General features: G+C 58.9%; 12 protein-coding genes. 2 read left to right on the top strand and 10 right to left on the bottom strand.

Going from position 1 to position 13,087, the window contains the following annotated elements:
- Positions 1-128: 128 nt before the first annotated feature.
- The 7 genes from K0V07_RS04735 to K0V07_RS04705 all read right to left on the bottom strand — a co-directional run bounded on the left by K0V07_RS04735 (position 129) and on the right by K0V07_RS04705 (position 8,653).
- The gene (locus tag K0V07_RS04735) at positions 129-1,988 is read right to left on the bottom strand and encodes a GNAT family N-acetyltransferase (RefSeq protein ID WP_220623389.1); all 1,860 of its coding nucleotides are present in this window, start codon (positions 1,986-1,988) and stop codon (positions 129-131) included.
- Between the two features lie 51 nt (positions 1,989-2,039).
- Entirely contained in the window at positions 2,040-3,107 is a 1,068-nt protein-coding gene (queG, locus tag K0V07_RS04730) for a tRNA epoxyqueuosine(34) reductase QueG (protein ID WP_255568155.1), read from the bottom strand.
- A gap of 63 nt (positions 3,108-3,170) precedes the next feature.
- Entirely contained in the window at positions 3,171-4,064 is an 894-nt protein-coding gene (locus tag K0V07_RS04725; RefSeq protein ID WP_220623388.1) for a DMT family transporter, read from the bottom strand.
- A 252-nt stretch (positions 4,065-4,316) separates the two neighbouring features.
- Positions 4,317-4,895, bottom strand: a complete 579-nt coding sequence (locus K0V07_RS04720) for a methyltransferase domain-containing protein (RefSeq protein ID WP_220623387.1) — start codon at positions 4,893-4,895, stop codon at positions 4,317-4,319.
- Between the two features lie 65 nt (positions 4,896-4,960).
- On the bottom strand, positions 4,961-5,956 hold the full coding sequence (locus K0V07_RS04715) for an SAM-dependent methyltransferase (protein ID WP_220623386.1): 996 nt from the start codon (positions 5,954-5,956) through the stop codon (positions 4,961-4,963).
- 186 nt (positions 5,957-6,142) lie between these two features.
- Positions 6,143-7,522, bottom strand: a complete 1,380-nt coding sequence (gene miaB, locus K0V07_RS04710; RefSeq protein ID WP_220623385.1) for a tRNA (N6-isopentenyl adenosine(37)-C2)-methylthiotransferase MiaB — start codon at positions 7,520-7,522, stop codon at positions 6,143-6,145.
- A gap of 165 nt (positions 7,523-7,687) precedes the next feature.
- Entirely contained in the window at positions 7,688-8,653 is a 966-nt protein-coding gene (locus tag K0V07_RS04705) for a glycosyltransferase family 92 protein (RefSeq protein ID WP_220623384.1), read from the bottom strand.
- 194 nt (positions 8,654-8,847) lie between these two features.
- Between K0V07_RS04705 and K0V07_RS04700 the strand changes: the two genes are divergently transcribed.
- Positions 8,848-9,786 (top strand): secretin N-terminal domain-containing protein, encoded by a 939-nt coding sequence (locus K0V07_RS04700; RefSeq protein ID WP_220623383.1) that lies wholly within the window; start codon positions 8,848-8,850, stop codon positions 9,784-9,786.
- Entirely contained in the window at positions 9,767-10,204 is a 438-nt protein-coding gene (locus K0V07_RS04695) for a gamma-glutamylcyclotransferase family protein (RefSeq protein ID WP_220623382.1), read from the top strand. The genes K0V07_RS04700 and K0V07_RS04695 overlap by 20 nt, the downstream gene beginning before the upstream one ends.
- A 106-nt stretch (positions 10,205-10,310) precedes the next feature.
- Here K0V07_RS04695 and K0V07_RS04690 read toward each other — a convergent pair whose 3' ends face one another.
- From K0V07_RS04690 to K0V07_RS04680, 3 genes are all read right to left on the bottom strand, one after another.
- Positions 10,311-10,940, bottom strand: a complete 630-nt coding sequence (locus tag K0V07_RS04690; protein WP_220623381.1) for a PEP-CTERM sorting domain-containing protein — start codon at positions 10,938-10,940, stop codon at positions 10,311-10,313.
- Between the two features lie 234 nt (positions 10,941-11,174).
- Positions 11,175-12,089 carry a PEP-CTERM sorting domain-containing protein gene (locus K0V07_RS04685; RefSeq protein ID WP_220623380.1) on the bottom strand — a complete coding sequence of 305 codons (915 nt, stop codon included), beginning with the start codon at positions 12,087-12,089 and terminating at the stop codon, positions 11,175-11,177.
- A 239-nt stretch (positions 12,090-12,328) separates the two neighbouring features.
- Positions 12,329-13,054 carry a PEP-CTERM sorting domain-containing protein gene (locus tag K0V07_RS04680; protein ID WP_220623379.1) on the bottom strand — a complete coding sequence of 242 codons (726 nt, stop codon included), beginning with the start codon at positions 13,052-13,054 and terminating at the stop codon, positions 12,329-12,331.
- Positions 13,055-13,087 lie beyond the last annotated feature (33 nt).

Here is a 13,087-nt window from a genome sequence, read left to right as displayed (position 1 = left end):
ACTATGGCAAGCCTTAACGAGGCTATACATTACATTTTCTTGAATATCCTATAGACTACTCATGCCTATAATCATAAGAGCACTACAACACCCATAAGGGACTCACCCTAGTCCCTTTATGCGATTGTTTATTCAAGATCCTCACCCAAAGACGGGCTCTTATCAGCATTCAGCTTAAAGGTTATGCGTAGCTCTTCCTGGTCATTGACCTTTTCCCCGTGGCCGCCGTGCTTATAGAATAAACGAATCATGGGATCGTTACCCCTTGTCACAAATGCCCATAGCCGATTCAGGCCCCGCTTAGTGGCAATCTCGATCATGCGCCGCAGCAGCACTCCGCCCATCCCGAGTCTGCGCTTGGTCTCGCGCACGACAAAGGCGATCTCTGCCGATTCGCCATCCGGGTCCAGATAGTAGCGGCCCACCGCGTGGATACGCTGGCGCGGCCCCTTGACGGCAAAGATGCCCAAAGCCAGGTCCTTTTCCTGGTCCACACTTACCAGCTCGTGCGCGCGTTCGCGTGTCATGCTGGTGATGTTATAACCATAGCGCTTCTGGACAGTCTCGGGCGTGTGCGAATAAAAGAACTCCTGCAGCCTGCGCTCATCAGAGGGGTGCAGGGGGCGCAGCACGTACTCTTCGTCAGCAAGCTTGAGCCGCTCAAATTCTACTCCGCCGATTTCGCGCGTCGGGCGCGGAACGAGCTTTTGGTAGGGCGGCACGTAGCACTGCTCACGCGCAAAGCGCAGCAGATCATCCCGAAACTTCGGATGCGCAATCTGGATCAGCTCCAGCGCCCGTTCGCGGATACTCCGGCCACGCAGCGTGGCAATGCCATACTCGGTGATGACAAAATGCACGTCGGCGCGACTGCCAACCACCCCTGCGCCGGGGCTAAGCAGGGGCACAATACGCGAGGTCATACCATCCTCTGCGGTCGAGGGCAGAGCAATGATCGGCAGCCCACCCTCGCTCAGAGCAGCTCCACGCATAAAGTCTACCATCCCGCCGATGCCACTGTAGAAGCGGCCACGGATCGAGTCAGCCGCCACCTGGCCGGTTAAGTCCACCTCCACGGCGCTATTGATTGCCACCATGCGGGTATTCCGGGCGATGTTCGTAATGTTGTTCGTCAGCTCTGTTGGCAGGAAATGGATATGCGGGTTACCATCAACAAAGTCGTACAGCTCGCGGCTACCGATACAGAACGACGACACCGTCCGTCCGCGGTTGTAGGTCTTGCGGCTGTTGTCGATCACCCCCGACTGCATCAGGCGCATGACCCCGTCGCTGAACATCTCGGTATGCACGCCGAGGTGCTTGTGTCCGCTCAGGGCGCGGCAGACCTGGTCAGGGATATTGCCCACGCCGAGCTGAAGTGTGCTACCGTCCTCAATCAGCTGCGCCACATAGTCGGCGATGATGCTTGCCTCCCCCGCGCCGGGCGAGGGATGCCACTCGGGCAGCTCGGCCTCGGCCTCCAGACAGTAGTCAATCTCGTCGACATGCAGAAAGCTCTCCCCGAGCGTGCGCGGCATGCGCGGGTTGACCTGCGCGATGACACACCGGGCGCTCTGCACTGCGGCTGCCACCACATCCACACTCACACCCAGCGAACAGAAGCCCATCTCATCCGGCGGCGAGACCTGGATCAAGGCGACATCCAGCGGCAGGATCGCTTCCTTGAAAAGCGCGGGCACGTCGCTCAAAAAGCTCGGCGTGTAATCGCTCCAGCCGGCGTTTACCGACTCGCGCGTGCCGGTACTGAGAAAAAAGCAATTCACCTTAAAGGTGTCGCGATACTTTTCATCCGCCCAGGGTGAGCCACCCAGCACGAAAATGTGCACCAGCTCGACATCTCTGAGCCGCTCCCGGCAGGCGAGCATCGACTCTACCAGGGCGTGAGGACAGGCTGCCGTCGAGCCGATAAAAACACGGCTTCCAGGCCGGACAAGCTTCGGCCACTCACGCAGATCAAGGGGCTTCATCGTGATAAAAGGTATCTCAGCATCCGCCCCAACGCAACGCAATACAACCAACTATGCCCGACGAGAATCCGGAATAGATGCCTCTGAAGAAACATCGAGGCGCTCCCGCACACGCTTGAGCGCCCACTGCGCGTGCTCGGCGATAATCGGATCGGGATCGGCCGCTGCTTGAGTAAGCGCGGGCAGGTCGGCAGCTTCGCCGATGTTTCCCAGCACGACGCAGACATTTCGCTTCCAGCGGACGAGCCCGATGCGCCGCATGGCGGTCCCCGCCAGCACGGTATCGAGGTCGTGCTGATCCCACCGGAGCATCTCCCGCAGATCTGGAAAGGGCCGGGGCGTGAACTTCACCTCGCGGGTGAGGCGCGCCCACTTGTTCCAGGGGCAGACATCGAGACACTCGTCGCAGCCGTAGAGGCGGTCGCCGATAGCGGTCCGGAACTCCTCGGGGATGGAGCCCTTGTGCTCGATGGTGAGATAGGAAATACAGCGGCGCGCATCGAGCTGGAAGGGGGCATTAATGGCGCGCGTCGGGCACGCATCGATACAGCGCGTGCACGATCCGCAGCGTTCAGTCGCGGCCGCATCGGGCTCAAGCTCGACCGTGGTAAAGATGATCCCCAGAAATAGCCAGGTACCGTGCTCCGGGTTGAGCAGGATGGTGCTTTTCCCCTGCCAGCCGAGACCCGCATGCATGCTGACAGGCTTCTCCAGCACCGGACCGGTATCGACGTAGGGGCGCTGCGCCCCGCCATGCTCCTCGCGCAGATACCTGCACAACTGCTTCAGTTTCTTGAGCACGACCTTGTGGTAGTCGCCGCCGAGGGCGTACTTGGCGATGCGGCCACGGCGAGACGGCTCCGGCTGCCAGTAGTTAATGCCCGCGCAGATAATGCTGCGGGCCTCCGGGAGCACGCGCTCGGGATTCATGCGGCGGATATTGTCGCGCGCCATCCAGCCCATATCGCCATGGCGGCCCTCGGCGATCCAGCGCAGGTAGTAGTCATGGCGCAAAGACAGATCGACCGGGGCGACGCCCAATGCGTCCAGCCCCAGTGCCTTGGCACGGCGTTGCAGCCCCTCTTTGGCCGTTTCCTGCATGCGGCTAATATCGGGCATCAGTGCACCAAATGCCAGCTTTCGCTTGCAGGGCGGGAGATTCACCGCGTGGGTCGGGACGGATCATCCCCGGTGTTTAAGGCGAACCATCTGGAGGCAGCCGACGATGATCAGGGCAGCACCGAACGCCTCGATCAGGCTGAACTGCTCCCCGAGGAAAACAACCGCTCCGAGCGCCGTTACGACCGGCAGAGAGAGCTGCATGCTCGATCCCTGCGCCACCGGCAGATACAGGTACGCGCGCGTCATGGAGAGCTGACCTCCACTGACCAGGATTCCCCCCAGCACCAGCACGGCCAACGCAGCGGGCGGTGGGATCTGCGGGTGCGCAGCGACCGGCCCGATAGCGACCAGCACGGCGTAAAAGCACTGGGCAGAGAAAATCGTGGCGGTGTGCTCCGTGCGCGAGAGGTGCCGGATGACCACGATCACACAGCCAGCGACGAACGCCCCCAGCACACCGAGAGCATAGTAGCCGTTGATGTCCAGCCCCTGCTCCCAGATGCCCGTGATCAGAGTGAGCCCGAAAAACGCCAGCCCCATCCAGAAGAACTGCACCACCCGCAGCTTCTCCTTCAGGAAAATCGCGGCCAGGATACTCCCGAAAATCGGGTACATGCAGTTGAGCACGATCGCGCGCCCAGCCCCCAGTTCGAGCATTGTCATGTAGAGGAGGGTCAGGTTTCCGCCACCGAGAATGCCGCGAAGCACGAGCAGTTTATTCGTAAAGAGGTGGGTGGGCTGAAACTGCCCGCGCGGCCAGAAAAACACGACCACGATCCCCAGCCCAACTGCGCCACGCGCCAGAGAAATGACCCACCCCGTCACACCCGGCATATCACCGGCAGCCTTAAAGATAAGGCTGCTGGCCGCAAAGAGGAAGATGGACAGGACCATCAAGAGCACACCCCGACGGTGTCCGTCGATGGGAGATGTTTGGGATTCGGGTCGTTTCATGGCTGACTTCGCTTTAGAAAAAGCGACCCGGCGGTCTGGTGTCTCACGTTCATCTGCGAAAGCCCTGATCCGTCAGGCCGCTCCGGCAGATGCGCACACGGCGTCACCGGAGAGCTCCATCCGCCCAAAGGCGAATCCAGCTTCCTACAATAACGAGGGTGCGCGTGCGTGCGTGATTCATATCGATGCAAAAAAAAGAACACCCGCCTCGCCGGAGCGTCAAACTGATTCTTCCCCAGAGCAGGACCCAGCCTAGGCCCCGTCATTGCCAGCGGGTGTAGCCCGACGGGCGAGGACCTGGACGACGGAGGCCTGGCCACTGTGGCGCTTGCCCTCAACGACCGGACGGTGTTTCTCCTCCAAAAGCTCAAAGTCCAGCCCCACCAGCTCGCGGCGAACGATGTCCGCGCTGAGGAGCAGCGACTCCTCACGCGGCCCCCCGGTACCAAAGGCCATCTGCCCCGGCCCGTAGCACTCCAGCAGGAGCAGGCCACCGGGCTTGAGGGCATTCACGATGCCCCGGTAAACCTTTGCCCGCAGCTCCGGCGGCAGGTGACAAAAGATCACCACGATGCCGTCCCAGCATGTACGGCCGAGGTCATACTCGGCGAGGTCGGCGTGGATGTAGTTTACTTCGACGCCTTTTGACTTGGCGAGGGCAGCGGCTTTTTTCAGGCCGACCGTGGAGTTATCCACCGCCGTCACGTGATAGCCCTGCCCGGCCAGGAAGAGGATGTCCCCCTTCGGCAATTGCTTGTATTGCTGAGCCAGGAAGTCGTTCGGCGCAGTGCCGAACACGTATTCGTCGGTGTCGTAAGCTTCGTCCCACATGGTTAAACGGCGTTCAAGTCCGTAGGATTCTGCCTCGCATTTACCGCCGATGCAAGCCTGCCGCCTCAAACATGGGGGCGTACCTGCTCAAGTACGTAAAAAGCCCCGCCAGCCCCGAAGGGGTCCGCGACAAAAGCCGCAGCCGGGCTGGCCTGCACGCGCTCAGCCAAATCGGGCACCCACTTCTCCAAAAACTCCGCTTGCGAGCCCATGCCGCGCGTGCGAAGGCCCAGTTGCTCGCCCCAACGCCGCAGGTCCGTAAAGTTGACATCGCAGGTCACATCCTGCTCGCCCATATGCGCGAATATATCCATCCCCTCCAGACGCTCGTGACGCCGGTAGGCGCGGCACTCGGTCGAGGGATAGGCTTTGCCATAGTCGATCGTCAGTACCGCCCCGAGCTTGAGCCGGGACAGGCTGCGCCGCAGCCAGGCATGGTAGGACGGATGCACAAAGATGCGCAGGTCCTCGCGCACACGGGTAGGAGCGTCGGCGTCGATCCCGCGCAGCAGCGGCTTGCTCCACTCATGGGGCTCCCCATCGTCTACCCCGACGTAAATTTCCCTCCAGTCGTCCTTGCGCCACGCCAGCTGCACAGCCGGAAAGGCATCCACAAACTCATTCGAGTAGATGAGCGCACGCCCATCGCAGAGCTCCAGCGCCTGAGCCAGTGTGTCGCAGACCTCAACTGCCCCCTGGAAACTGCGACGCAGTCCAGCCCGGAACACCGGAGAGGTCTCCACCGCACAGAAACTAAAGCCCTCGATACGCTTTTCCTTCTCCAGTGCCTGGTGAACCTGCCGCAGTAGAGCGCCATTACCGGGGCCAAGCTCAATCACTGCGCAGGGCGTATCCCCAAAGAGCCGGTGCCGTTGATCAACCAGCCAGGCCGCCACGGCGTCCCCAAGGATGGAGTTTAACGTCGTGGTTGTGGAAAAATCGCCCTCACGCCCGACATTCGTAATGTGCTGAGAGTAGTAGCCGCTATCCGGGTGATAAAGCGCCTCACGCATGAAACGCTCGAAGGTCACAGCCCCTCCGCAACGCCGGATAAATTCCATGTAGTTCGTCCATTTTCTACTCACCTCGCGCCATGTTGATGAACAGTCCCCGCAAAGCAAGCATCAGGCCGCTTAATTTGTAAAAATATCGTAAACACACCCCTCCCAGAGAAATAATCCTCTAAATATCGGTGTGCACCTCCTCATAGAGATGACAGCCCTCTGGCGACTAGCAAGAGAGTCGCCTCAGAGTGCAGCCACATCGGCGTCCACCCCGCTCAGGACGAGCTCCCCATCCAGCGTTGTGACGGTGGCCTCACGGATCGTCACCGGCACAAGCTGGCCGACAAGGCGCTCGTTACCGTCAAAAACCACCTTGCGGTAGCCACGGGTGCGACCGGTGAAGCGATTCTCTCCGCGCCGGGCCGGCCCCTCGACCAGCACCTCCAGCGTCTGCCCAACCAAGGACTGGTTACGGGCCAGTGAGCGGGCCTGGAGCTTGTCGAGGAGGAGCTTGTTCCGTGCATCCTTGACCTCGGCCGGGATCGGATCGCCAAGGGCCTCGGCGGTCGTGTCCGGGCGGACGCTGTACTTGAAGATAAAAGCCATATCGAAGCCGATCTGCTCGAAGACCTCGCAGGTCATGTCAAAGTCCTCCTCCGTCTCGCCGGGATAGCCGACAATGACGTCTGTAGACACCCACAAGTCCGGGCAGCGGGCGCGCATGGCGTCGAGGATGCGCCGGAATTTCTCCACCGTGTAGGGGCGACGCATCGCCTTGAGCAGCTTATCCGAGCCACTCTGCAGTGGAAAGTGGATGTACTCGCAGAGCTTTTCCAGCCGTCCGTAGCAGTCAATCAGGTCCTGCTTAAAGCCGGAAGGGTGCGGGCTGGTGAAGCGGATGCGTTCGATGCCCTCGATGGCGTTGACGCGCTCCAGCAGCTGCACAAAGGGGCTCTTGCCGTCCACAAACGGGAACTCGCGGATACCGTACTGGTTGACGATCTGGCCCAGCAGGGTCACTTCTTTCGTCCCGTTGGCCGCCAGCTGCTCGATCTCGGCCACGATGTCGTCTATCGGACGCCCGCGCTCGGGGCCACGGGTCTTGGGGACGATACAGTAGCTGCACTTCATGTTGCAACCCTGCATGATGCTGACAAAAGCCGACACCTGGCGCTCGCCGGGAGCATGATCGCGGATCGTGTTCTGCGAGCCCTCCTCGGCCTCCAGGTCTACGAGTGTGGAGGGGCGCGGCCCCTGCCCCTGCAGACTGCTGATCAGGTTATCGAGGTGGTCCGGGACGGCGTGAAACTTCTGGGTGCCCACCAGCAGGTCGAGATCCGGCAGGCGGTCGAGCAGATCCGAGCCACGGTTTTGCGCCATGCAGCCCATGACGCCGACGAGAAAGTTCGGGTTGCGCTTTTTACGGCGGTTGAGGTGGCTGGCCTTGCCGATAGCCTTTTGCTCTGCCTGATCGCGCACGGAGCAGGTGTTGAGCAGCACGACGTCGGCCTCGGCCTCATCGTCCACGATGCTGTAGCCGCGGGTGCGCAACATGGCAGCCACCGCCTCCGAGTCACGCTCGTTCATCTGGCAGCCGTAGGTCTTTATGTGGACGCGGTTCATGGTGAAAAGGGGCTAGTAGATAAGCTTAAACGCCCATGAGTTCAAGTGCTGATCACACAAGGCAAACCGATCACCATCGCGATCGCCGATACCGGCGGATGATTCCAGCCCCTGGCATCTGCCGCTGGAGATTCCAGGATTGCCAGCCCCGATGGGGGCGTCCGGCTATAGCTCCATGACCTTAGAGATCTGCTGCTTTAGGACACAGGCATAGACCATCATCGAGATGTCCTCACAGTCATTCAGATCCATCGCGCGGTACGAGGTCATGTCGTAGGAGCCGATACGGTCGCCCATGCCGCGAGCCATCTTGATCTGATAGTCCTCCTCCGACTTGCACGAATAGTGGTTAACGCGAATGACCGGGTCGCAAAGCGGATCGGCGAACCAGGCATAGATTCGCTTACCGCTGAGACTGATCGCAGAGGCTCCCAGCACATATAGCGGAAAGTGCGGGCTGATGTACTCCTTGATAAAGCGCGGATTACAAATCGTCTTAATGTGGGCATTCATCTGAGTCTGACGCTCGGAGCAGCGCGTATAACTCTCGATCACTAATCCATCAGGGCGTGTCTTGTGAAAGCCCCCTCCGAAGACATGCCAGTTAACCCCAATGCCAACCGCGCCCTTTCTGCCCTCTATCAATCGAGAGACAACCTCCCCGATCGGCTCAAAATCCACCCTCGTCTTCATGAACTCGTCCAGGTCGATAAAGGCCATAAAGCGCGTCGTGTCCCGGTACCGGCGCACGGCATCGTTGTAGGCAGGCAGCTGCTGAGCTTTTCCTACAATGGTATGATACTTCACAAACCCGGACTGAATGTAAGGCTGTAAAAGCTCGGCCGTCCCGTCGGTGCTTTCGTTATCGTAAAAGATAATCTGCCCGACACCGATCAGCCGGTGGTACTCCACCCACTCACGCACATACAAACCCTCGTTCTTGGCAATCGCGACGACCGACAACTCGTGCTCAAAGTCCATCCCCGCCTCACGGCGCTTCTGCCTTTCCACCAGGGCACGCCCCACTCCCCACTCGTAAAGACCGAAAGCCAGCCAACGCAGCAGTAGCCAAGGCGAGAGACAGAGAAACGCCCAGCGCTTCAGGCTCTTCTTATGGATACGTCGGCTCACCCATAAGCAAAGCTTGATGTTGTAATAGTAACATCGAATACCAAGTAGAAACAGGCGGTGTTTCATCTTTTAATGATATTTATAGGTATTGCATGAACAATAAACCCTAAAATTTTCCAAACATTCCCATCTGCTCAAGAACGAGAAAGCGCCAAATACTTGAAATTGCAGGCCAGCGATTTAACATCTACCTCATGCGATTCCTCTGCCTGACTCTATTGGCCCTATGGATGCTGCCCGTCTGTGCATTCGCGCAAGGCACGACTGAAGTAAAACTCTTTAAGCTTGAGAACCGTGACGCCCAGGAGCTGCTCTCTGTGGCTGAGCAGATGGTGAGCCCCGACGGCAGCGCCAGCGTTGATACCCGCACGAATACGATCATCGCCAACGGCACCTCCACCCAGCTCGAACAGCTCGGGCAATTGCTTGCCGAGCTGGATCAGGCCCTCAAGCAGGTCTCACTCACCGTCTACGTGGCCGAGATCAACACCGCCATGGAGAAACGCTTCGGCCTCGATATTTCCAGGCAGACGGTGCTTCCGCGCTCGGAATTTGATGCCGCCCTCGAGTTGATCGACTCCGGCCAGGGCGGCCGCATCGAGCAGTTTATGGAGGCGACAACCATGAGCGGCGACCCCGCCTACCTTCAGGTTTCCTCGGACCAGTTTGTCACACTCGGGCAGCAGGAAGATGCATGGGGCAACCCCGAGACCATCTATGCCCGTGTACCCGTCGGCGAATTCCTCCAGGTGCTCCCACGCGTAAAACCGGAGAGCGGCGATATCGACGTGATGCTGACGCCTGTGGTCAGCCGCAGCGGCGGCAAAGACGACATCATCGTGCGTGGCGCCGCAACCCGCATCACCGTGCCCGATGGCGGCACCGTCGCCATCGGCGGCTCCAGCACAACCAGCGGCAGCAACGGCAAGCAGGGCATCCCGCTCATCCCGTTGGAAAAATCCCGCCAGTCCGGCGGACAGCGTGTCATGATCTTTTTGAGTGCCACCACCGAATCCGGCACCAACCTGCTGCCAGCACCTCCCGGCCAGATGAAAAACTACGACGATCCAGAGGTCGTTGTCCCCGGCCGCCAAATGCAAAACCGCGACATGCATGGCTCCAAAGCAAAGTAATCCCGCTGGTCTGCGCGTATTCGTCTATGGCACGCTCAAGCCCGGCGGCTTTTACTGGGGCCGCTATGCGGAGGGGAAAGTCGCCGCCCATCAGCCCGCCCGTGTACGTGGCCTGCTCTACGACCTCTCCCCCGGTTATCCCGGGCTACTGGAGGGTGAAGGCTGGGCACAGGGCGTCCTGCTTACCCTGCAGGATGAAGCGGCCCTGCAAGGCTTCGACGAACTCGAAGGCTATGTCGAGGGGCGCCCTGAAGCCGAAAACGAGTACCAACGCCGCAGTGTCGAATGCTGGGACCTCGACGGTGATTCACTCGGACAGGTCTGGGTCTACCTCATGCTCCCCGAGAAGATGCGCGAGATGGGCGGCATCCGCCTGAAGACCGAGAGCTGGGACGGCCCTCTCCCCCGCCCCTCTTAAATGCACAGGACAAAGCTCCTTGAGGGGTGGCATCCGACAGGCACAAAAAAACCGCAGCACGTTTCGGCTGCGGCTTTTTCATAAAATCGTTTCTAAAAACGCTCTCCTAGGAGCGACGCTTACGGCGAAGAATGCTGATGCCCAGTATGGCCAGCCCGGCAAAGACCGCGTAGGTCGCCGGCTCAGGAATGGCTCCGGTCACGCTGGCCAGGCTGTCTCCGAAGACAATATCATCGAACAAAAGGTGGGTATCTTCCGTAATGAAATGCGTGCGCAGGTTCAGGCCGATAATGCCCTTCGAGCCCGTCGTCTCCGACACTACGGTCTTTGTGGCCGAGACAATGGTAGTGCCTCCCTCGCCATCGTCGGCATAGACCCAGGAGGTCGCAGTGGTGTAGCCATTGACGCCTGAATCCCAGCCACCATACTCGACGACCAGGAAATATGTCGTTCCATACTTGAGGTTGGCCGCTGTGGAGGCCCGATACTCACTAGCGTCCCCCACACGGGCAATAACGTTCGATGCATTAGTACCGCCGAGGGTCTGATTATGCACGTAAGTCACATCATCATCGGCGCCCCAGGCGAAGTATGAGGTCCCGGAACCAACCGTGCCGGTAGACGACTCACTTACGATCTGAAAAGCCATGCTCAGGTAGTAGTCCGCTCCACTGGTATTGAGGCTCTCGAAAACATCACGCACCATGGCATAGGTGCTAGCGGACGTCAGGTTCACCGCGTTGCCTCCACCACGCACGATACCACCGGCGTTAAAACTCAAACCAGCATCGACGACAGTGTTGGTAGCCGATGTCGCCCAGTGCCAAAAGGGAACATAGGGGGGAAACGAATCTTGAGTGAAACATGGAGCGGAAAATACAGGAGGTGAAACCTAAATCTACGATGAATCTACGTAATGGTCAAACAGTGCGCGTCGTGGTAAAATTTGTAACGATAACCGCCATGCCACTCAGGAGCGATACCGGCGCCGCAAAACTGCGATGCCCAGTATGGCCAGCCCGGCAAAGACCGCGTAGGTCGCCGGCTCAGGAATCGCTCCGGTCACGCTGGCAAAACTGTCGCCAAAGACAATGTCGTCAAAAGCCAACGTCGTGGTGTTGTCGTATACCGGATCAGAACCGCTCATCCCGACGTAGAAGACGCGTGATTTGATACCGACGATGTTGTTCGAACCACCCGCTCCGGCTTCGTTCAGGACAGAAGTTCCGCTGCTTGTGGATGTCGTGGGGTTCAGCCAGGTTTCTACGGTACTGTAGGCGTTGGCAGTGGCATCCCAGCCGTATTTAACGACTAAAAAGTACGTCGTGGAATAGTAGATCGTATTGTTACTGGTACTCGCTGTATCGCCAGCGACGCGCGAGTTAATCTCGCTGCCATTCATGCCACCCCGGGACAGTGCCGAAATCCCCGTGTCCGAACTGTTATTAGCACCCATGACAAAGAATGAGCCACTGTCCGTGTAGCCAGCCCCCACTTTGTCTGTGTCACCCATCTCAGGATTGTTGACCTGGAAAATCATGCTGACGTAAAAGTCGCTACCAGTCTGACCGCTGGTGAAAGTGTCACGAACAAGCGCATCTGTGCTCGATGTGCTGATCACCATCGAGTTCCCACCTCCGCGGACAATACCGCCGCTGTTGTAGGAGATGCTCGTGGATGATACCTGGGTGGCGTTTGAGCTTTCCCAGGCACTCGTCCAGCCGGTACCACCGTTCTGGGTATTTAATGAGCTGCCGGCTGTGTAATCTTCGAAGGTATCCCACGCCAGCGCAGCCGCATGCGCACTGATCGCTGGAGCGAGTAGGCCTAATGTAACCAGAGCCGCTGGAAGTCGGAGGGGGGCAAGGAGTTGGGTGAATCGCATGGGGGTAGAATGTTGGTCAGTTGGGGTATGGGAAAGGTACGTTATAAACCTATTACTAAGCCCCCGTAGCCGCAAGTAAAATATCCCCAATCAGAATGCCATGCTTAGCCTTATGAGATCTCGACAGATGCAAATATGATGCATCTAAATACTACCCCATAATGATATAAAAAACAAAACACCAAGCACTGACTAATTAACAGTCAGCCATGAGGCATCCGCGACAGCGTTAGAGGAGACTATGAGCGCTTGCGACGGAGGAGCGCGACACCGAGGACAGCCAACCCGGCCAGTGCGGCATAGGTGCCAGGCTCAGGGATGGCTCCCGTTGCGCTCTCGAAACTATCGGCAAAGAGAAAATCGTCAAAGGTCAGCGTCACGTCGTTGGTGTAGGGCACGCCCCCGTTTGTACCACCTCCGATGTAGAAAACCCGCATCGCCAGCTTTTCCATGCTGTTCTGAGTGGAAGCTGTATTCGTCGTGCTGACTGCAAGCCCGGCAACCTCACCGGTCTGATCGTAGAGGTAAACATTTGTCTGGGTGTAGGCGCTGTACGTTTCGCTCCAGACGTTCTCAATCACCATGAAGTAGGTCGTGTTGTAATCTGCAACCGACGAACCCGAGGCGCCGGTGCCGTTGATACGAGCAACAGGCCTCGGCCCAATCACCCCGCCCAAGGCAAGGTTAGGAGCCTGCGTAGCAGTTTCGCCAGCACCTACGGAAAAGAAAGAGCTGTCTTCGGAATAGCTGCTGTTGGAAATCTGCCCGGTCCCGGTCCCGTAGTTAACCTGAAAGATAAAGCTGACATAATAGTCGGCTCCCGTGTAGGTAGAGGCGTTGCCGGCCAGACTTCTGGCAACCGCTTCATTCGCCTGACTGCTGACCACCAGAGAGTTACCGCCACCACGAACGATGCCGTTGTAATTGTACGAGATGCTCTCGGAGCTGGTGACGTCGGTACTCACGCTGGAAGCCCAAGCGCCATTCCAACCATAGCC

The organism is Ruficoccus sp. ZRK36 (assembly GCF_019603315.1).
Lineage (GTDB): Bacteria > Verrucomicrobiota > Verrucomicrobiia > Opitutales > Cerasicoccaceae > Ruficoccus.
The sequence above is the reverse complement of the archived record's forward strand: the minus strand, read 5'-3'. Positions and strand labels throughout refer to the sequence as shown.

Excerpts from the sequence above, each read along its gene's own strand:
- K0V07_RS04735 (WP_220623389.1), bottom strand. The coding sequence starts at position 1,988 with ATGAAGCCCCTTGATCTGCGTGAGTGGCCGAAGCTTGTCCGGCCTGGA.
- queG (WP_255568155.1), bottom strand. The coding sequence starts at position 3,107 with ATGCCCGATATTAGCCGCATGCAGGAAACGGCCAAAGAGGGGCTGCAA.
- K0V07_RS04725 (WP_220623388.1), bottom strand. The coding sequence starts at position 4,064 with ATGAAACGACCCGAATCCCAAACATCTCCCATCGACGGACACCGTCGG.
- K0V07_RS04720 (WP_220623387.1), bottom strand. The coding sequence starts at position 4,895 with ATGTGGGACGAAGCTTACGACACCGACGAATACGTGTTCGGCACTGCG.
- K0V07_RS04715 (WP_220623386.1), bottom strand. The coding sequence starts at position 5,956 with ATGGAATTTATCCGGCGTTGCGGAGGGGCTGTGACCTTCGAGCGTTTC.
- miaB (WP_220623385.1), bottom strand. The coding sequence starts at position 7,522 with ATGAACCGCGTCCACATAAAGACCTACGGCTGCCAGATGAACGAGCGT.
- K0V07_RS04700 (WP_220623383.1), top strand. The coding sequence starts at position 8,848 with ATGCGATTCCTCTGCCTGACTCTATTGGCCCTATGGATGCTGCCCGTC.
- K0V07_RS04695 (WP_220623382.1), top strand. The coding sequence starts at position 9,767 with ATGGCTCCAAAGCAAAGTAATCCCGCTGGTCTGCGCGTATTCGTCTAT.
- K0V07_RS04685 (WP_220623380.1), bottom strand. The coding sequence starts at position 12,089 with ATGCGATTCACCCAACTCCTTGCCCCCCTCCGACTTCCAGCGGCTCTG.